15 protein-coding genes are annotated in these 17,915 nt (G+C 65.3%); 11 read left to right on the forward strand and 4 right to left on the reverse strand.

All coding sequences use genetic code 11. The features are described 5' to 3' along the window. The first annotated feature begins 199 nt into the window (after nucleotides 1-199). The 4 genes from AB3X96_RS11830 to AB3X96_RS11845 all read left to right on the forward strand — a co-directional run bounded on the left by AB3X96_RS11830 (nucleotide 200) and on the right by AB3X96_RS11845 (nucleotide 7,943). Nucleotides 200-1,666, forward strand: coding sequence for an amino acid permease (locus tag AB3X96_RS11830; protein WP_368589868.1), 1,467 nt, complete (start codon nucleotides 200-202; stop codon nucleotides 1,664-1,666). 346 nt (nucleotides 1,667-2,012) lie between these two features. Continuing rightward, complete coding sequence (locus AB3X96_RS11835) at nucleotides 2,013-3,236, forward strand: efflux RND transporter periplasmic adaptor subunit (RefSeq protein WP_368589869.1); 1,224 nt, start codon at nucleotides 2,013-2,015, stop codon at nucleotides 3,234-3,236. A gap of 11 nt (nucleotides 3,237-3,247) precedes the next feature. Beyond that, nucleotides 3,248-6,445 carry a multidrug efflux RND transporter permease subunit gene (locus AB3X96_RS11840; RefSeq protein WP_368589870.1) on the forward strand — a complete coding sequence of 1,066 codons (3,198 nt, stop codon included), beginning with the start codon at nucleotides 3,248-3,250 and terminating at the stop codon, nucleotides 6,443-6,445. Next, nucleotides 6,438-7,943, forward strand: coding sequence for an efflux transporter outer membrane subunit (locus tag AB3X96_RS11845; protein ID WP_368589871.1), 1,506 nt, complete (start codon nucleotides 6,438-6,440; stop codon nucleotides 7,941-7,943). Before AB3X96_RS11840 ends, AB3X96_RS11845 begins: the two co-directional genes overlap by 8 nt. Nucleotides 7,944-8,006: 63 nt before the next feature. On the opposite strand, the gene AB3X96_RS11850 is transcribed toward AB3X96_RS11845, so the two are convergent. Next, nucleotides 8,007-9,425 carry a Do family serine endopeptidase gene (locus AB3X96_RS11850; RefSeq protein WP_368589872.1) on the reverse strand — a complete coding sequence of 473 codons (1,419 nt, stop codon included), beginning with the start codon at nucleotides 9,423-9,425 and terminating at the stop codon, nucleotides 8,007-8,009. 331 nt (nucleotides 9,426-9,756) lie between these two features. On the opposite strand from AB3X96_RS11850, the gene AB3X96_RS11855 reads away from it, so the two are divergent. The 6 genes from AB3X96_RS11855 to AB3X96_RS11880 all read left to right on the forward strand — a co-directional run bounded on the left by AB3X96_RS11855 (nucleotide 9,757) and on the right by AB3X96_RS11880 (nucleotide 15,078). Further along, nucleotides 9,757-10,278 (forward strand): 2,4'-dihydroxyacetophenone dioxygenase family protein, encoded by a 522-nt coding sequence (locus tag AB3X96_RS11855; RefSeq protein WP_368589873.1) that lies wholly within the window; start codon nucleotides 9,757-9,759, stop codon nucleotides 10,276-10,278. An 83-nt stretch (nucleotides 10,279-10,361) separates the two neighbouring features. Next, complete coding sequence (locus AB3X96_RS11860) at nucleotides 10,362-11,663, forward strand: MFS transporter (protein WP_368589874.1); 1,302 nt, start codon at nucleotides 10,362-10,364, stop codon at nucleotides 11,661-11,663. A 13-nt stretch (nucleotides 11,664-11,676) separates the two neighbouring features. Beyond that, on the forward strand, nucleotides 11,677-12,405 hold the full coding sequence (locus AB3X96_RS11865) for an SDR family NAD(P)-dependent oxidoreductase (protein WP_368589875.1): 729 nt from the start codon (nucleotides 11,677-11,679) through the stop codon (nucleotides 12,403-12,405). An 84-nt stretch (nucleotides 12,406-12,489) separates the two neighbouring features. Continuing rightward, nucleotides 12,490-13,347, forward strand: a complete 858-nt coding sequence (locus tag AB3X96_RS11870; RefSeq protein WP_368589876.1) for an IclR family transcriptional regulator — start codon at nucleotides 12,490-12,492, stop codon at nucleotides 13,345-13,347. Nucleotides 13,348-13,493: 146 nt separating this feature from the next. Beyond that, nucleotides 13,494-14,537 carry a rod shape-determining protein gene (locus AB3X96_RS11875; protein WP_013091688.1) on the forward strand — a complete coding sequence of 348 codons (1,044 nt, stop codon included), beginning with the start codon at nucleotides 13,494-13,496 and terminating at the stop codon, nucleotides 14,535-14,537. 22 nt (nucleotides 14,538-14,559) lie between these two features. Beyond that, nucleotides 14,560-15,078: an SLATT domain-containing protein gene (locus AB3X96_RS11880; RefSeq protein WP_176105924.1), complete on the forward strand. Its 519-nt coding sequence runs from the start codon at nucleotides 14,560-14,562 to the stop codon at nucleotides 15,076-15,078. Between the two features lie 41 nt (nucleotides 15,079-15,119). Here the strand turns inward: AB3X96_RS11880 and AB3X96_RS11885 are convergent, their stop codons facing one another. Together AB3X96_RS11885 and AB3X96_RS11890 are read right to left on the reverse strand one after the other, a co-directional pair. Next, entirely contained in the window at nucleotides 15,120-15,815 is a 696-nt protein-coding gene (locus tag AB3X96_RS11885; RefSeq protein WP_368589877.1) for a YceH family protein, read from the reverse strand. Between the two features lie 132 nt (nucleotides 15,816-15,947). Beyond that, complete coding sequence (locus tag AB3X96_RS11890; protein WP_368589878.1) at nucleotides 15,948-16,343, reverse strand: PaaI family thioesterase; 396 nt, start codon at nucleotides 16,341-16,343, stop codon at nucleotides 15,948-15,950. Nucleotides 16,344-16,482: 139 nt separating this feature from the next. Between AB3X96_RS11890 and AB3X96_RS11895 the strand changes: the two genes are divergently transcribed. Beyond that, on the forward strand, nucleotides 16,483-16,737 hold the full coding sequence (locus AB3X96_RS11895; RefSeq protein ID WP_176369129.1) for a BON domain-containing protein: 255 nt from the start codon (nucleotides 16,483-16,485) through the stop codon (nucleotides 16,735-16,737). Nucleotides 16,738-16,761: 24 nt separating this feature from the next. Here AB3X96_RS11895 and AB3X96_RS11900 read toward each other — a convergent pair whose 3' ends face one another. After that, the gene (locus AB3X96_RS11900; RefSeq protein WP_368589879.1) at nucleotides 16,762-17,913 is read right to left on the reverse strand and encodes an acetate/propionate family kinase; all 1,152 of its coding nucleotides are present in this window, start codon (nucleotides 17,911-17,913) and stop codon (nucleotides 16,762-16,764) included. Nucleotides 17,914-17,915 lie beyond the last annotated feature (2 nt).

A 17,915-nucleotide genomic window follows, 5' to 3' on the forward strand; every position in this document is an offset into this window, starting at 1 on the left:
CGCCCCGACGAAGCAAGCCGATTTCACTTTGCTTTTAATCCGGCATAGACTGAATTCAGACTTTTTCCGTTAGCCGCTTTCTTCGCAATTGCCGTGACCGTTGCCGTGCGCGGCGACGGATGTTTTTGTCGTGCTCCGCGAGCCGATGACAGTCTGACCGGTTCGTGCCTAATCAACACTGAAAAAGGGACGACTCATCATGGCCGATACCGGTTACATGGCACGCAAAACCATCGCTGAGATCGTCGCCAGCGCCGACGTCGAAGAAGGCCGCCATCTGTCGAAAACGCTGGGCGCGACGAGTATCACCGCGATGGGCATCGGCGCGATCATCGGCGCCGGCATCTTCGTGCTGACGGGGACCGCCGCCGCGCAGTTCGCGGGCCCGGCCATCACGCTGTCGTTCATCCTGGGCGGCATCGCGTGCGCGTTCGTCGGCCTGTGCTATTCGGAGCTCGCGGCGATGCTGCCCGTGTGCGGCAGCAGCTACACGTACACGTATGCGACGCTCGGCGAAATCTTCGCGTGGATCATCGGCTGGGACCTGATCCTCGAGTACGCGATGGGCGCCGCGACCGTCGCGGTCGGCTGGTCCGGCTATATCGTGAGCCTGTTGCGCAATGTCGGTATCGACATTCCACCTACCCTCGCCGCCGCCCCCGGCACCGTCGTCAAACTGGCTGATGGCTCGACGGTCACCGGCGTGATCAACCTGCCGGCGGTGGTGATCATCGCGATCCTGACCACGTTGCTCGTGTTGGGGACCAAAGAATCGGCGCGCCTGAACAACGTGATGGTCGCGGTCAAGCTGACCGTGGTGGTCGCATTTATCGCGATCGGCCTGTTTTTCATCAAGCCGGAACACTGGCATCCGTTCATTCCTGCCAATACCGGGCAGTTCGGCAGTTTCGGCATGAGTGGCATTCTGCGCGGCTCGGCCGTGGTGTTCTTCGCGTTCATCGGCTTCGATGCGGTGTCCACCGCCGCGCAGGAGGCGCGACAGCCGCAGCGCGACATGCCGATCGGCATTCTCGGCTCGCTGATCATCTGCACGGTGCTGTACATCCTCGTCGCCGCCGTGCTGACCGGCCTCGTTCCCTACACCGAGCTGAACGTTCCCGATCCGATCGCCAAGGGCGTCGACACGATCGGGCTCACGTGGTTCGCGATCCTGATCAAAATCGGCGCGTTGACGGGGCTGACCACCGTGATACTCGTGCTGCTCTATGGACAAAGCCGCATCTTCTTCACGATGTCGCAAGACGGTCTGTTGCCGCACTTTTTCGCGAAGGTGCATCTGCGTCTGCACACACCTTATCTGAGCCAGATCCTGATCGGCACGGTCGTCGCGATCGTCTCTGCGCTGACGCCGATCGGCGTGCTCGGCGAGATGGTCAGCATCGGCACGCTGTTCGCGTTCGTGCTCGTGTGCGGCGCGGTGATCTATCTGCGGCGCAGCGACTCCGAGGCGGCGCGTCCATTCCGGGCGCCCGGCGTACCGGTCGTACCGGTGCTCGGCATCCTGTTCTGCATGCTGCTGATGGTCGGCCTGCCGCTCGTCACGTGGCTGCGGCTCGTCGTGTGGCTCGTGATCGGCATGGCGATTTATCTGTCATACGGCCGCAACCATTCGGTGTTGCGCCATCCCGAGCGCAAGCGTACGTGACTGTTATTGGGTGACAATTGCATGCCTTTAAATAGCGGCGATTGCCGGATGGTAATTGACATGTAATTGACGATTGCCATTCACCCTGCCGGTCTCTTTGGACATGCGCGCCGCGTCTCTGTTCGGCAACCCACGCGGTGTCTCGCTTGCGAGCGGCAAGCCCTGCCCACTCGCGACCACCAAGAATAAATTGACAAGCCACCCAGACGCGGTAGGATCAACGGAAATATTTTCCCGCGCATTAACGCGCCCACACTCGTTCCGAATAGTTAATTCGACCGCAAACCGGCAAAACCGTCACCGATCTCACGCGCAAAAAAGACTGCCTTGATCAAAGGAGTTTCTCTTGCCTTGCTCCGCATTCCGCCTGCGTAGTCGTGCCGTATCGCTGCTGATCACCGGTTTGCCGTTCCTGCTTGCCGCCTGCAACGACCGGTCGCAGACTCCCACCGCCGCGTCGATGCCGCCGCCGGTTCCCGTGCTGGTCGAAACGATTTCCACCACCCCTGTCGCCGATGTCGTCGAGTTGCCGGGCCGCATCGAGGCCGTGCGCACCGCCGAGATTCGCGCGCGCGTCGATGGCATCGTCGAGCGGACGCTGTATCAGGAAGGCACGGACCTGCCGGCCAACGCCCCGCTCTTCCAGATCGACGCCAGCGACTATCGCGCGCAGTTGCAGCAGGCGCAGGCCGCGCTCACGCGCGCGACCGCCGTGCGAGACAACGCGGCGTCGGTCGTGGAGCGGTTCAAGCCGCTCGTCGGCCGTCATGCGGTCAGCGCACAGGAATACGACGCCGCGCTCGCGACGATGCAGCAGGCTCAGGCCAATGTCTCCGATGCGCAAGCCGCGGTCGCGCTTGCGCAACTGCGGCTGGATCGCTGCATCATACGCACGCCGATCGCCGGGCGCGCGGGCCGCGCGCTCGTCACCGAAGGCGCGCTCGTCAGCGCGGGCGCGGCCACGCTGCTCACGCAGGTCAATCAGCTGACGCCGATCAACGCGGTGTTCACGCAGTCGAATACCGTGATGCTCGATGTCGAGCAGCAGATCCAGTCGGGCGCGCGCAAGCCGACCAGCATGAAGCACGTCGAGGTGCAACTGATCCTTGCCAACGGCCAGGTCTACAACGAGCGCGGTTTTCTCGACTTCGCCGATCTCGTCATCGATCCATCGACCGGCACGCAGACGGTGCGCGCGCGCTTCGCGAATCCGGACCGCACGCTGTTGCCGGGGCAGTTCGTGCGCGGGCGCATCATCGCGGCGGGCACTCTGCAGGGCATCCGTATTCCCGAGCGGGCGGTGCAGCTCGACAACGGCGTTGCGAGCGTCGCGCTCGTCGCCGACGACGGCACCGTGGTTCGCCGCAACATCGATCTCGGCGAACAGGGCGAAGGACGCTGGACCGTGCGCGGTGGTCTGAAGCCCGGCGAGCGCCTGATCGTCGACGGCTGGCAGAAGGTGCAACCGGGTCAGCATGTCGACGCGCGGCCCGCGCCCGATGCTTCGTCGGCGGCGCAGCCGGCCGCGCAGTTGGCCAAGCCCGCCGCCCCCGCTTCTGCCGCGCACTGACGGGCGGCCCGATGAATCGATTCTTCGTCGCCCGGCCGGTTTTCGCGTGGGTCATCGCGCTGTTCATCGTGCTGTTCGGCGCGATCGCGCTCGCGCTGCTGCCGGTCGAGCAGTACCCCGACGTCGCCCCGCCGTCGCTCAGCATCACCGCGGTGTACAGCGGCGCCGACGCGAGCACGCTCGAGCGCACCATCACGTCGATCGTCGAAGACGAGATGAACGGCATCGACAATTTCCTGTACATGTCGTCGGTGAGCCGCTCGAACGGCACGATGCAGATCACCGTGGTGCTGAAGCCCGGCACCGATCTCGACATCGCGCGCAGCCAGGTGCAGGACCGTCTGAGCCGCGTCGAGCCGCGCTTGCCGCTCGAAGTCCGGCAGGTCGGCGTGCGCGTGACGAAGGCGTCGTCGGGCTTTCTGATGCTGCTTGCGCTGCAGGCGATCGACAGATCCACCAGCGCCGTCGCGATGGGCAACTTCGCGTCGAACAACATCGTCAACGAGTTGCGCCGGATCGACGGCGTCGGCGACGTGCAGTTGTTCGGCTCGTCGTATGCGATGCGGATCTGGATCGATCCGCGCAAGCTCGCGGGCTTTGGTCTGTCGGCAAGCGAAGTGCTGCAGGCGATCCAGGAGCAGAACAGCCAGACCGCCGGCGGCGGCCTTGGCGATCAGCCGATCGCGCCTGGCTCCGAATTCACCGCGCAGATCGTCACGCAAAGCCGCTTCACGACGCCCGAGCAGTTCCGCGAAATCATCGTGCGCGCGAATCCGGATGGTTCGACCGTGCGGGTGGGCGACGTCGCGCGCGTCGAACTCGGCAACGACAGCTACGGCAACCGGCTCACCGTCAACGGCAAGGCGTCGGCCGGCATCGCGATCCAGCTGGCGAGCGGCGCGAACGCGCTCGCGGTCGCCAACGCGGTGCGCCAGCGCATGCGCGAATTGCAGCCGATCTTCCCGCGCGGCGTCACGTGGACCGTGCCGTTCGACACCACGCCGTTCATCACGACCTCGGTGCAGGGCGTGATCCGCACGATGGTCGAGGCGCTGCTGCTCGTGACGGTCGTGGTGTTCCTGTTCCTGCAGGACTGGCGCGCGACCGTGATCCCGACGATCGTCGTGCCGATCGCGCTGATCGGCACGTGCGCGGGGCTCTATCTGTTCGGGCTGTCGATCAACATTCTGTCGCTGTTCGGCATGGTGGTCGCGATCGGTATTCTCAACGACGACGCGATCGTCGTCGTCGAAAACGTCGCGCGCATCATGCGCGAGGAAGGGCTCGGCGCGCCGCGCGCAACGGTGAAAGCGATCGGGCAGATTTCGGGCGCGGCGATCGCGAGTACGCTGGTGCTCGTCGCGGTGTTCATTCCGATGGCGTTCTTTCCGGGCTCGACGGGCGGCATCTACCGGCAGTTTTCTGTCACGCTCGCGGTGTCGATCCTGCTGTCGACGGTGCTGGCGCTGACACTCGGCGCGGCGTTGTGCGCGGCGATGTTGCGCAGCGAGGCGGCGTCAAAGGAACGGCCGAAGAACCCGGCCTCACGTCTGCTGCACGGCGTGTTCGGCGGCTTCAATCGCGGGCTCGAAGCGGGCACCACGCGCTATATCGGCGGCGTCGATGCGATGTTGCGCTCGCCGCTGCGCTGGCTGCTGGTGTTCGTCGCGGCCTGCGCGATCACCGTGTTTTTCTTCACGCGGCTGCCGACCGGCTTTCTGCCGACCGAGGACCAGGGATACATTTTCGTCACCTATACCGGGCCGCCGGGTTCCACCGACCAGCGCACCCAGCGCGCAATCGATCAGGTCGAGGCATTTCTGCGAACGCAGCCGCAGGTGCGCAACGTCGCATCCGTGACGGGCTTCAGCTTCTTCGGCCAGGGGCAATCGGCGGCGCTGTCGTTCGTCGATCTGAAGCCGTGGGACGAGCGCTCGGGCGAGGAGAATTCGGCGAGCGCGCTGGTGCGTCGCGCGAACGCCGCGTTCCGGCAGATTCCCGAGGCGATCATTTTTGCGCTCGATCCGCCGCCGATTCCGTCGCTCGGCACCGCGACCGGCTTCACGATGAAGATCCAGGATCGCAGCGGCGTCGGCGGCGAAGCGCTGCAACAGGCCGCGCGGCGCATGATGATCGAGGCGTCGCAAAGCCCTCTTCTCGCGGGCGTGCGTGCCGAGGGCATGCCGGAGGCGCCGCAGCTGTATGTCGAGATCGATCGCGTGAAGGCGCGCGCGCTCGGTCTGCAGATCGGCCAGGTGAACCAGGCGCTTGCGCTGACGTTCGGTTCGAACTACGTGAACGACTTCGTGTTCGAGGGCAACGTGCTGCGCGTGCTGTTGCAGGCGGACGCCGAACAACGCATGCGCGCCGAGGACGTGAGCGCGCTGCGCCTGCGCAACAACCGCGGCGAGATGGTGCCGTTCTCGGCGTTCTCGCACGTGCGCTGGATTTCCGGGCCGCAGCAGCTCGAACGCTATAACGGCTTTCCGTCCGCGACGCTGTCGGGGCAGGCCGCGCCCGGCCGTTCGAGCGGCGCGGCGATCGCCGAGATGGAACGCATCGCGTCGCGCGTGTTGACCGGCAGCCTGAGCTACGAATGGACCGGCACCGCGTTCGAGGAAAAACAGGCGAGCGGCCAGATCGGCATGCTGCTGGGGTTGTCGCTCGTGGTCGTATTCCTGCTGCTCGCGGCGCTGTACGAGAGCTGGGCGATTCCGGTCGCGGTGTTGCTGATCATCCCGTTCGGCGTGATCGGCGCGGTAGTGCTGACGATGCTGCGTGGACTGTCCGCGGACGTGTACTTCAACATCGGCCTCGTGACGATCATCGGCCTTGCCGCGAAGAACGCGATTCTGATCGTCGAGTTCGCGATCAAGGAGGAAGCCGCAGGAAAGGACGCGCTGGCCGCCGCGAAGAACGGCGCGCAGCAGCGTCTGCGCCCTATTCTGATGACTAGCGTCACGTTCGTGCTGGGCATGCTGCCGCTCGTGCTCGCGACCGGCGCGGGCGCTGCGAGCCGGCGCGCGGTCGGCACCGGCGTGATGGGCAGCATGCTGAGCGCGACGATGTTCGGCATCTTCTTTACGCCGTTGTTCTATGTCGCCGCGCGTCGCTGGCTGAGCCGCAAGAAGCGCAGCATCGATCTGGACGATGACGATCGGCCAACGGCCACGCCGGGCGAATTGGGTGGAGGGCAGCGCGATGCGTAAGAGCCTTCATCGGTGCCTTCATCGGTGCCTTGATAAGCGCCTGCTGCTGCCCCTCTTCTGCTGCTCGCTCGCCGCCTGCAACTTTGCGCCGAAGTATCAGCAGCCCTCACTGCCGATCGCCGATCATTTCGACACGACGGAGACCGCCAATCCGGCCACCGCGCATCTGGCAAGCGAAGTCGACTGGCAGACCTTCTTCGCCGATCCGCAACTGAAGCTGCTGATCGAGGCCGCGCTCGAGCACAACCGCGATCTCGCCGCGTCGGTCGCGCGCATCGAGCAGGCGCGCGCGTTCTATCGCATCCAGAACGCCGCGCGTTTGCCGCAGGTCAATGCGAACGCGGCTGCGACCCGCACGAAGGCGCCGCTCGGTTCGATCGATCCCGAGTTCGACAACACGGACATCTCGGTCCAGTTCAACCAGTACAACGTGCAGGCCGCGGTGACGTCGTTCGAACTCGACTTCTGGGGGCGCGTGCGCAACACCAGCGAAGCGGCGCGGCGCCGGTATCTGGCCACCGTCGACGCGCAGCACGCGTTCCGTTTGTCGCTGATCGGCAATGTCGCGTCGAACTACTACGCGATCCGTTCGGGGGAAGAAGGCATCGCGCTCGCGCAACAGACGCTCGACAGCCGGCGCTACGCGCTGGAAGTCGCCAAGATGCGGCTCGACGCGGGCGTCACGTCGATGGTCGATTACGACCAGGCCGCCATTCTCGTCACGCAGGCGCAAACGCAGCTCGCGGAGCTGCAACGGACCACCGCGCAGCAGCGCAATCTGCTCGAGGTGCTGATCGGCGGGCCGCTGAACGAGGCGCTACCACAAGCGCCGCCTATCGCCGACGCCGCGCAGTTTCGCGAACTCGATGCCGGCCTGCCCTCCGCGTTGCTGATCGACCGGCCGGACATCCAGCAGGCCGAGCAGCAGCTGCGCGCGGCCAATGCCGACATCGGCGCCGCTCGCGCGGACTTTTTCCCGCGCATCGCGCTGACGGGCAGCTTCGGTTATGTGTCGCCCGAACTCGGCGATCTGTTCGTGCCGGCCAAACAGGCGTGGTCGTTCGGCGCGCTGGTCGGCATGCCGATCTTCGATGCGGGACAGCGCCAGGCGCAACTCGCGCAGGCGCGCGCGCGGCGCGACGAACTGGTCGCCGACTATCAGCGCACAGTGCAGAACGCGTTTCGCGAGGTCTCCGATGCATTGGTCGCACGACAACGCTACAAGGAGCAGATCGCGGCGCAGGAACAGGCGGTGCAGGCGCAGCGGCAGCTCGCCGAAACGGCGGAGCTGCGCTACGAAAACGGGATCTCGATCTATCTCGAGGTTGTGGATGCGCGACGCAATCAGTTTGCCGCCGAGCAGCAGCTGATCCAGCTTCGGGCGACGGCCTTGCAGAATGGCGTGTCGCTTTACGTCGCGTTGGGGGGCGGACCCGACGAGCCGCCGGACGTATCGCACAGCACGTCACACGCGGACGGGGTCCAGCGGTCCAACTGAGGCACGCGCGCTGCATCAGCGCGTCGTGCCCGCCGCCGGCATTGCACCGGCGGGTTCTACTCATCAGCCAAGCGTCACGTCGACCGACGCCTGTTCACCGTCGCGCACCACGGTGACGGACACGCTGTCGTCCGCCTGCGCGATCATGCGGCGCAGCTGCTCGACGCCGCGAATCACCTTGCCATCGACGGCAACGATGATGTCGCCCGCCTGAATGCCTGCCTCGGCGGCCGGACCGGTGGCCTGCTGCACTACCACGCCGCCCGGCAGCTGCGCTTGCTGCAGTTCGTCGCGGGACAGCGGGCGCACGGCGACGCCCAGACGCGGACGGTTTTGCTGCTGCGGTTGCTCCTGCTGCTCTTCGCGCGGCTCGGCCGACGCCAAGTCCGACGCTTGCTGCGTGCCCACCGTCACCGACAGCTTGTTTTCGCTGCCGTTGCGCCACACGCTGATCGTCGCTTTGCTGCCCGGCGACAGTTGCGCAACCTGACCGACCAATTCCCTGGTGTTATCGATATGCTTGCCGTTCACGCCGACGATCACGTCGCCCTGGCGCAGACCGGCTGCGTGCGCGGGACCATTCGGATCGACGGAGCGGACCAGTGCGCCGCCCGCGGAGTCGAGGCCGAGCGCCTTCGCCTTGTCGGCGCTGAGCGGCTGCACGGCCACGCCGATGCGGCCGCGAGTCACGTGACCAGTGCTCACGAGCTGGTCTTTCACGTGCATCGCCGCATCGATCGGAATTGCGAACGACAGACCCTGGAAGCCACCAGTGCGCGAGTAGATCATCGAGTTGATGCCGATCACTTCGCCATTCAAATTGAACAGCGGACCACCCGAGTTGCCCGGATTGACCGGCACGTCGGTCTGGATGAACGGGATCGGGCTATCGTCGGACATCGAGCGCGATTTCGCGCTGATGATGCCCGAAGTCACCGTGCTGTCGAAGCCGTAGGGCGAGCCAATCGCTACGACCCATTCGCCGACCTTGCTGCTGTCCGGGTTGCCGATCTTCACCGTCGGCAGATTGTTCGCGTCGATCTTGACGACGGCGACGTCGGTGGTCTTGTCCTTGCCGATCACGCGGGCGCGGAATTCACGGCCGTCGGTGAGCTTCACGCTCACGCTGGTCGCGCCGTCGACGACGTGATTGTTGGTCAGAATGTACCCGTCCTGGCTGATGATGAAGCCCGAGCCGAGCGCTTCGCCGCCGCTCTTGCGTTGACCGTTCTCGTCGATCGACGCGGCTTCCTTGACGCCGATATGCACGACCGCCGGACCATAGCGCGTGACGATGCTGGAGAAGTCGGGCGCCGACGAGCGCGAGCCGACGATATCGGACACCGCGTGCAGCGACGACGTCGAGCCCTGCGTGCTGCTCACGGATGCATCGGCACTGCGATGGCTCAGTGCATACGCGCCGCCAAAGGCGAGTACTACGCAAATCGCAGCGCTACCGCTCCAGTATTTTTTCGTGGTCATAGTCAAGGGAATATTGCCGAAAATTTCGAGATGGATGCGTAATGTAGTGGCCTCCTCTTAAACAAGGCTTAAAGATGGTGCTCGATCAGAACAGGCAAAGAAGCCTTGATTTATGGGTTATTTGCGCGTCGTGCGCGCTCGTGGCCATAGTTGCCCGTGCATCTGTCCCGCGGTGTGAGGATTAATTCACGAGTGGCTTATCGTCCCCGACCAGTGATTTCCCCAGGATTGACCCCGCCGAAACCGGTTCCGATAATGACCATATCGTAGACTTGCTATCCACAATGTGGACATCAAGTTCTTTTGGCACGCTTCGCGAGGAATTTCCCCCATGCCAGAGGCCAATCAATCCGATTTGACGCCGTACCAGCTGCCGTTCCCGAAGGAAGCGCAACAGGAAATCGTCGTGCCCTTCGCGATTCCGACCGACGAACGCGTGTGGGTCCCGCAGGCCGAAAACGTGTCGTTCCGTCCGCTGTGCCTGAATGCGTCGCAGGGATACTGGATGAATCTGCTGCGCGTGCGCCGCTCCGGTGTGCTGAGCCGGCATCGTCATCCCCAGGCCGTGCACGGCATGGTGCTCAAGGGCCACTGGCGCTATCTCGAACATGATTGGGTCGCAACCGAAGGCAGCTATGTGTACGAGCCGCCGGGCGAAACGCATACCTTGTATGTGCCCGAGGACGTCGAGGAAATGATCACGTACTTCCAGGTCAACGGCGTGATGTTCTATTGCGATCCTTACGGCAACCACACCGGCTACGAAGACGTGTTCACGAAGATCGACATGTGCCGCAAGCACTACGCGGCGGTCGGGCTCGGCGAAGACTACGTCGATCAGTTCATCCGGTAAACAACGCGCCCAACGACTCTGCAATACCAGGCGTCGCAGCAACACCATCCCACCCAGCAGGACACATTGCGCAGGAGACAAGCATGCTTCAGAAGTCGCAACGTCTGAAACGTATCCAGGTGGTCGCCGTCGTCTTCCTGACGGTTGCGGGCATCGTCAATTATCTCGATCGCAGCACGCTGTCGATCGCGAATCATCTGGTCAGCGAGGAGTTGCATCTGTCCGCTTCGCAGATGGGCTTGCTGCTTTCCGCGTTCTCGTTGTCGTATGCGTTTGCGCAGTTGCCGGTCGGAGCACTGCTCGACCGTTTCGGCTCGCGCGTGATGCTCGGCCTCGGCATGCTCGTGTGGTCGATCGCCCAGGTCGCGGGCGGCTTCATCCAGACGCTCAATCACTTCCTGAGCGCGCGCGTCGTGCTCGGCATCGCCGAGGCGCCGCTCTTTCCGGCAGGCGCGAAAGTCGTCAGCGAATGGTTCGCGTTACGCGAGCGCGGCACGCCGATCGGCACCTTCATCTCGTCATCCACCATCGCGCCGATGATCGCGCCGCCTCTGCTCACGGTGCTGATGCTGGCCTTCGGATGGCGAACGATGTTCGTCATCATGGGCGTGGTCGGCATAATCGTCGCGCTCGCGTGGTACGTCGTCTATCGTAATCGCAGCGAAATCGCGCTGACCGAAGCCGAAACCGCGCATTTGAACGAAGGCGCAACCGCCCAGGAAAACCCGCAGGGCCTCAGCTGGTCCGAATGGGGCGCGCTGTTCAAGCTGCGCAATACGTGGGGCATGATCTTCGGCTTCATGGGCGTGATCTACATGGTGTGGCTCTATCTGACCTGGCTGCCCGGCTATCTGGAGCGCGAGCGTCATTTGAGCATCGCGCACACCGGCTGGCTCGTCGCGATTCCCTATGTGTTCGGCACGATCGGCATGGCGAGCAGCGGCGTCATCGCCGACTATCTGTTGAAGCGCGGCATGGCGCCGATCCGCAGCCGCAAGTGGCCGCTGTGCATCGGCCTCGTCGGCGCGGCCGCGTTCACGGTGCCGGCCGCCTACACGCCGAGCACGACGCTCGCGATCGTCTACGTGTCGCTCGCGATGCTGTTCGTGAACCTGTCGAGCGGCAGCGCATGGGCGCTCGTCAGCGTCGCCGCGCCGCGCCATCTGGTGGCGTCGCTCGGCAGCATGCAGAACTTTGGCGGCTATCTGGGCGGCTCGTTCGCGCCGGTGATCACCGGCATCGTCGTCGATCAGACGCATTCGTTCGTCAACGCGCTCCTGATCAGCGCGGCGGTTGCGTTCGCCGCGGCGCTCGTCTATCTGTTCGTCGTCAAGGAAGTCGCGCCCGCGCCGCTCGCGAGTTCGATCGAGACCCAACCCACCTGACGCGGCTCCTCACATGACATTCCAGAACCAGCTACTCGAGGGCAAGACCGCACTCGTCACCGGCGGTTTGTCCGGCATCGGCGCGGCGATCGCCAACGCGCTCGCGCAATTGGGCTCGCACACGGTCGCGGCCGGTTTGGCGCTGCCCGAAGGCGCGCCCGACACACTCAATCGCGAGATCCGGCGCGTCACGCTGGACGTGCGCTCCGGCGACGCCGTCAGCGCCGCGGTGAACGCGTTCGAGCGTCTCGACATCGTGATCAACTGCGCGGGCGTGATCAGCCGCGTCGAAGAACATCGGCTCGACGTGTTCGAACGCGTGCTGGACATCAATCTGAACGGCACGATGCGCGTGTGCGCGGCCGCGCGCGAGTTGCTGAAGGCGTCGGCGGGCTGCATCGTGAATACCGCGTCGATGCTGAGTTTCTTCGGCGGCGGCCTCGTGCCCGCTTACAGCGCGAGCAAGGGCGCGGTGGCACAGCTGACCAAGTCGCTCGCGATCGCGTATGCGGCCGACGGCATTCGCGTCAACGCGATCGCGCCGGGCTGGATCGCAACGCCGCTCACGCAGGCGCTGCAGGACGACGACGGCCGCTCGCAGGCGATCCTCGAACGTACGCCGCTGCGCCGCTGGGGCACGCCGGAAGAAGTCGCGCAGGTCGCGGTGTTTCTGTGCACGCCGGCGGCGTCGTTCATGACCGGCGCGATCGTGCCGGTCGACGGCGGATATCTGGTCGCATGATCGAGCCGTGCGTGGAGCGGCATCGCTTGCGGTCGATGCCATCGATCAACGCATAATTGCGAACCCCTGCCCTGCCTTCGTGCCATGTCGAGTTCCGCTTCCAGATCCTCTTCTCGCGCCGGCGCCGCCGGCCATCGCGCTGCCGGGCAAGTCGAATCCAAAGCCGACGCCAAGGCCGTTGCCGGCGCCGCCGCATTCTCGAAGTTCATCGCGGTACTGCAACTGATCGCCGACGCCCCAACGCCGCCCAACGTCGCGAAACTGAGCGTGTTGAGCGGCTATCCGCGCCCGACCGTGCATCGCATCGTCGCCGCATTGCAGGCCGAAGGGCTGATCATCGCGAGCGGCAGCGGCAACACCTTCGGCCTCGGACCGCGCCTGATCAATCTCGCGAGCCATAGCTGGGAGCGCTCGGACCTGCGGCTCGCGGCCGTCGATGCGTTGATGGCGTTGCGCGACCTCACGTCGGAGACGATCCACCTCGCGGTGCCGAGTCAGGGCGAGATGGTCTACATCGAAAAGCTCGAAAGCCCGCACGCGGTGCGCATGGCCTCGCGCATCGGCACGCGCGTGTCGCTGACGTCGAGCTCGGTCGGCAAGGCGTATCTGGCGACACTCACGTTGCCCGAGCGCGAGGCGCTGCTGAAGAACGCGCCGCTCGCGCGTTTCACCGAGCACACGCTGACCGACCTCGACGCCGTGCGCCGTGAGATCGATGCGACCGCGCAACGCGGCTACGCGGAGGATCGCGAGGAGAACGAAACATCGATCTGCTGCTACGGCGCCGCGATTCTCGGCCCGGACGGCCGCGCGGCCGGCTGCGTGAGCATCAGCATGCCGACCTTCCGCCGTCGCGACGATGTGCAAGCTACTTACATCGAGCCGCTGCTTGCGGCATGCCGCACGATCGCGGCGCGGCTGGGCCCGGCGAGCGGCAGATAGCGGACGATAGTGCGGCCGCGGCCGTCGATAAACTGCTATTCTTGCTGTCGCGCGGCCGCTCTGGCCGCCCGCCGCGTGCAAGCGGCAGACCCCGACAAGCTCCCGGCGGCGCTCGCGCGCCCGCCTTCGCAAAGACAGGAATACGCATGTTCGGTTTTCTGCGCGGCTACTTTTCCAACGACCTCGCTATCGACCTCGGCACGTCGAACACGCTGATCTACATGCGCGGCAAGGGCATCGTTCTCGACGAGCCGTCGGTCGTGTCGATCCGCCAGGAAGGCGGGCCGAACGGCAAGAAGATCATCCTCGCCGTGGGCCGTGAAGCGAAGCAGATGCTCGGCAAGGTGCCGGGCAACATCGAGGCGATCCGGCCGATGAAAGACGGCGTGATCGCCGATTTCAACATCACCCAGCAGATGATCAAGCGCTTCATCCAGATGGCGCACGAGTCGCGGCTCTTTGCACCATCGCCGCGCATCATCATCTGCGTTCCATGCGGTTCGACCCAGGTCGAGCGTCGCGCGATCAAGGAGGCCGCGCATAGCGCGGGCGCCTCGCAGGTCTATCTGATCGAGGAACCGATGGCCGCCGCGACGGGCGCCGGCCTGCCGGTGTCGGATGCGACCGGCTCGATGGTCGTCGATATCGGCGGCGGCACCACCGAGGTTGGCGTGATCTCGCTAGGCGGCATCGTGTACAAGGGATCGGTGCGCGTCGGCGGCGACAAGTTCGACGACGCCATCGTCAACTACATCCGCCGCAACTACGGCATGCTGATCGGCGAGCAGACCGCCGAGGCGATCAAGAAGGAAATCGGCTCTGCGTTTCCGGGGTCCGAGGTCATGGAGATGGAGGTCAAAGGCCGCAACATGTCCGAGGGCATTCCGCGCAGCTTCACGGTGTCGAGCAACGAAATTCTCGAAGCGCTGACCGATCCGCTGAACCAGATCGTGTCGTCGGTGAAGATCGCACTGGAACAGACGCCGCCGGAACTCGGCGCGGACATCGCCGAGCGCGGCATCACGCTCGCCGGCGGCGGCGCGCTGCTGCGCGATCTCGACCGTCTGCTCGCCGAGGAAACCGGCCTGCCGGTGTTTGTCGCCGAGGCGCCGCTGACCTGCGTCGTGCGCGGCTCGGGCATGGCGCTGGAGCGGATCGAGAAGTTCGGCAGCTCGTTTTCCTACGATTGATGTGCGTGCCGACCACTGAACGATGACGACCCTGCCCGCCTACGAGCCGCCCGTCGACGAAACCGAGTTGCTGTTGAAATGGATTCGCCGCGCGCGCGAATCGCAGATGAGCCATTACGACATGGCGGATCTGCTGTCGGCGCGCGAGCGCCGCATGGGCTGGCTCGTGACCGCGCTGACCGCGTTCGTCGGTACGGCGGTGTTCGCGTCGTTGAGCGTGCCGCCGGTGTCGTTCGAGATGCGGATATTCGTTGGGCTCGTCAGCGTGACGGCGGCGATTTCCGCGGCGTTGCAAACGTTCCTGCGCTATGCGGAGCGTGCCGAGAAGCATCGCGCGGCCGGTGCGCGCTATGGCGCGGTGCGCCGGCGGCTCGAAGCGGTGTTTGCCGGCGACGCCGATGCGCGCGAAGCGCACTACCTCACCGGGATCCGTACCGAACTCGACCGTCTCGCAGAAGACTCGCCGAACGTGCCGCCGCGGATCTTCTATCGCACGCAGCGCACGTTGCTGGCGGACAGGCCGCGTCGGCGCGATGCGTGAAACGGGCGGCTTTACGTTTCCGTTTCCGTCTGCAATTCAGATCACAAATCGTCCGCGCTGATACCCAGCTCGGACGCCATGCGCCGCACGACGGCCTGCAGACGGCTGACTTCATCGGCGAGACGCTTCTGCTCGGCCCTCAGCGCCTCGAATGCGGACAGCGGCACGCTGTCGTCCTCGGCAACCGCCGACTGCGCGGCTTCGCTGATGCTGACCTCGCCGCACAACAGATGCATCCAGCGATTCTCGCGCTCGCCCACCATGCGCGGCAGCCGGACGACGCGAGGCGGATCGTTCGCGGCCAGCTCGTCGAGAAACGCTTCGACCGACGAGATATCGGCGAAACCATGCAGACGCGCGCTGTTCAGGCGCAATTCGGCGGCCGTTTGCGGGCCGCGCAGCAGCAGCGTGGTCAACAGCGCGATCGACTGTCCCGGCAGTCCGAGCACGCGGTTCATGTTGTGCTCGAAGCGCGGCACGCGGCTGCTGCTGCCCTCGAACACGAGGCTCAGGCGTTTCAAGCCGTCGATGGCGGTCAGCACCTCGGCCTCGGTCGCGTTCATCACCGGCGCGCGGCCGGTCTTCTGATTGCAGCCGAGCGTCAGCGCGTTCAGCGATAGCGGATAACTGTCGGGTACTGTGTTCTGTTTTTCGACGAGCACACCGAGAACACGTCCTTCGAGCGCGGTCAGCGCGCGCAGCGAGGGTCGGGAAGGAGCGTCGGGAGTCGAATTCATGGGGATGCGAGGTCTCGTGGAAGATGCGCGCGCCGTTCGCGGCTGGACGGCGCGTTCTGTCAGGTGGCCACTATGATAAACGCGGCGCGGTTCGCGCGGTGCGGGAATCTGCGCTGCCGGCGCCGGCGCGCGTCAGGCGGTCTTCGAATACTTGAAGGTGCCCTGCGCGCTCGCGATCAGCAGCTTGCCGTCCATCCACGCTTCGGCGCGCGAAAAGAAAATGGAGCGGCCCGACCGTTCGAGAAAGCCCTTCGCGGTGACCGTCGCGCCGAGCCCCTTGTCCAGATAGTTGGTAGTCAGCGACAGCGTGAAGCCATGCCGGGCCGGCTGTCCCGGCTGCGCATACAGGCCCGCGTAGCCCGCGGCGGCATCGAGCAGCGTCGCGATCGCGCCGCCTTGCAGCACGCTCTGACGATTGAGCTTGCTCGCGTCGATCGGCATCAGCAGCTCAGCGTAGCCGTCGCGCCATTGCGTCAGACGCACGCCGAGCGATTCGAGAAACGGGTTGTCGATGGGAAAGTCGGACATGATTCGGGCGTGGGCTCGGTCGGAACGAACCGTGAGCATACCCTTGAAACGCCCGCGGCAGCGGCCAGGCGCGCACGCGGGCAAATCCCGCCGCATCTGCTAGTGTGAAGGGATGGACATTCTGTTTCGTGGAGACTCGATGCGCTCCGCTAGCTGGAAATCTGGCGAGCCTGCCCGCCTGACCGACGCTCAGATCGCCGCTGAAGCGGCGCGCCGTCTCGCGTGGGACTCGGCCGTGCCGCCGCGCGCGGTGCGCGTGAAGGTCACGCACGGACGCATCACGCTGTCGGGTGAGCTTCAGCGCGAAGCACAGCGCATCGCGATGCTCGAAGACGTGACGCGGTTGTTCGGCGTCACCGGCATCGCGGACCGGACCGTCGTCAAATCGGCATAGCGCGGCCCAGGCGGGTCAGGTCGTTCAGCTCAGGCCTGCTTGCAGCAGTTCCCGGCAATGCCGCGCGATCTGCTTCTCCTCCTCGGTATGCAGCACCCTCACCTTGCCCGCCGGATCGCCCTCGACCAGCCCAAGAAACGCAAGACCGTCGCATACGCGCCGCCGAACCTCGGCGCTGTGCTCGCCGATCCCGCCGGTGAACACCAGCAGATCGATGCCGCCAAGCAGTGCCGCGTATCCGCCGATCGTCTTGCGCACTCCGGTCGCAAACGCATCGAGCGCGAGCGACGCGCGCGCATCGCCGGCCGCCGCGCTTTTTTGCAGCGCTTGCATGTCGCTTTCGCCGTCCGCGTAACCGGCCAGACCGCTCTGGCGATTGAGCAGCGTGTCCAGCGCATCCGCGTCGAGCCGTTCCGCGCGCATCAGATACAGCAGCACGCCCGGATCGAGGTCGCCGCTGCGCGTGCCCATCGGGATGCCGCCGGTCGGCGTCAGGCCCATCGTCGTATCGACCGAGCGGCCGTCGAGCAGCGCGCACAGGCTCGCACCATTGCCAAGATGCGCGAACACCGCGCGCGACGGCAAAGCCGCGCCGAGTTGCTTGACCAGCGATTCGTACGACAGCCCGTGAAAGCCATAGCGGATCACGCCGGCGTCCGCATAACGGCGCGGCAGCGGGAGCCGCGCGGCGCGCGGTGGCAGCGTCGCGTGAAACGCGGTGTCGAAGCACGCGTAATGCGTAGCGTCGCGGAAAATCTCCGTGGCTTCGTTGATCAACTCGAGTGCCGGCGGGATATGCAGTGGCGCGAAGTGCAGCGCGTCGAGCAACTGACGGCGCACGTCGTCGGTGATGCGCTGGTGCGTGCGCAGATGCGGGCCGCCATGCACGACGCGATGCCCCACCGCCGAGGGCCGCGCATGATGCTGTTGCACGAGCAGTTGCGAAAGCTGTTGTAGCGCCTCGGTCTGCGAGTCGAGCTTCTGGTCCTGCTGCAACAGCACGCGGCCATCGGCCGCCTTGATCCGCAGGCGGCCATCGGTGCGGCCGATGCCCTCGGCCGCGCCTTCGAGCAGCAGCGTTTCGTCGTCGGCCGAGGGTGCGAAAAGCCCGAACTTCAGCGACGAGGACCCGCTGTTCAACACGAGGATCGTGCGTTCCTGATCGTGGTCGTGCATGG

Origin of the sequence: Paraburkholderia sp. BR13439 (assembly GCF_040948805.1) — a bacterium.
In the GTDB taxonomy this organism is placed as follows: domain Bacteria; phylum Pseudomonadota; class Gammaproteobacteria; order Burkholderiales; family Burkholderiaceae; genus Paraburkholderia; species Paraburkholderia youngii.

Bases quoted from the DNA above. Each gene is read 5' to 3' on its own strand.
- AB3X96_RS11860 (WP_368589874.1), top strand. From the start codon at position 10,362: ATGCTTCAGAAGTCGCAACGTCTGAAACGTATCCAGGTGGTCGCCGTC.
- AB3X96_RS11900 (WP_368589879.1), bottom strand. From the start codon at position 17,913: ATGCACGACCACGATCAGGAACGCACGATCCTCGTGTTGAACAGCGGG.
- AB3X96_RS11840 (WP_368589870.1), top strand. From the start codon at position 3,248: ATGAATCGATTCTTCGTCGCCCGGCCGGTTTTCGCGTGGGTCATCGCG.
- AB3X96_RS11885 (WP_368589877.1), bottom strand. From the start codon at position 15,815: ATGAATTCGACTCCCGACGCTCCTTCCCGACCCTCGCTGCGCGCGCTG.
- AB3X96_RS11875 (WP_013091688.1), top strand. From the start codon at position 13,494: ATGTTCGGTTTTCTGCGCGGCTACTTTTCCAACGACCTCGCTATCGAC.
- AB3X96_RS11850 (WP_368589872.1), bottom strand. From the start codon at position 9,425: ATGACCACGAAAAAATACTGGAGCGGTAGCGCTGCGATTTGCGTAGTA.
- AB3X96_RS11845 (WP_368589871.1), top strand. From the start codon at position 6,438: ATGCGTAAGAGCCTTCATCGGTGCCTTCATCGGTGCCTTGATAAGCGC.
- AB3X96_RS11895 (WP_176369129.1), top strand. From the start codon at position 16,483: ATGCGCTCCGCTAGCTGGAAATCTGGCGAGCCTGCCCGCCTGACCGAC.
- AB3X96_RS11855 (WP_368589873.1), top strand. From the start codon at position 9,757: ATGCCAGAGGCCAATCAATCCGATTTGACGCCGTACCAGCTGCCGTTC.
- AB3X96_RS11890 (WP_368589878.1), bottom strand. From the start codon at position 16,343: ATGTCCGACTTTCCCATCGACAACCCGTTTCTCGAATCGCTCGGCGTG.
- AB3X96_RS11870 (WP_368589876.1), top strand. From the start codon at position 12,490: ATGTCGAGTTCCGCTTCCAGATCCTCTTCTCGCGCCGGCGCCGCCGGC.
- AB3X96_RS11880 (WP_176105924.1), top strand. From the start codon at position 14,560: ATGACGACCCTGCCCGCCTACGAGCCGCCCGTCGACGAAACCGAGTTG.
- AB3X96_RS11865 (WP_368589875.1), top strand. From the start codon at position 11,677: ATGACATTCCAGAACCAGCTACTCGAGGGCAAGACCGCACTCGTCACC.
- AB3X96_RS11830 (WP_368589868.1), top strand. From the start codon at position 200: ATGGCCGATACCGGTTACATGGCACGCAAAACCATCGCTGAGATCGTC.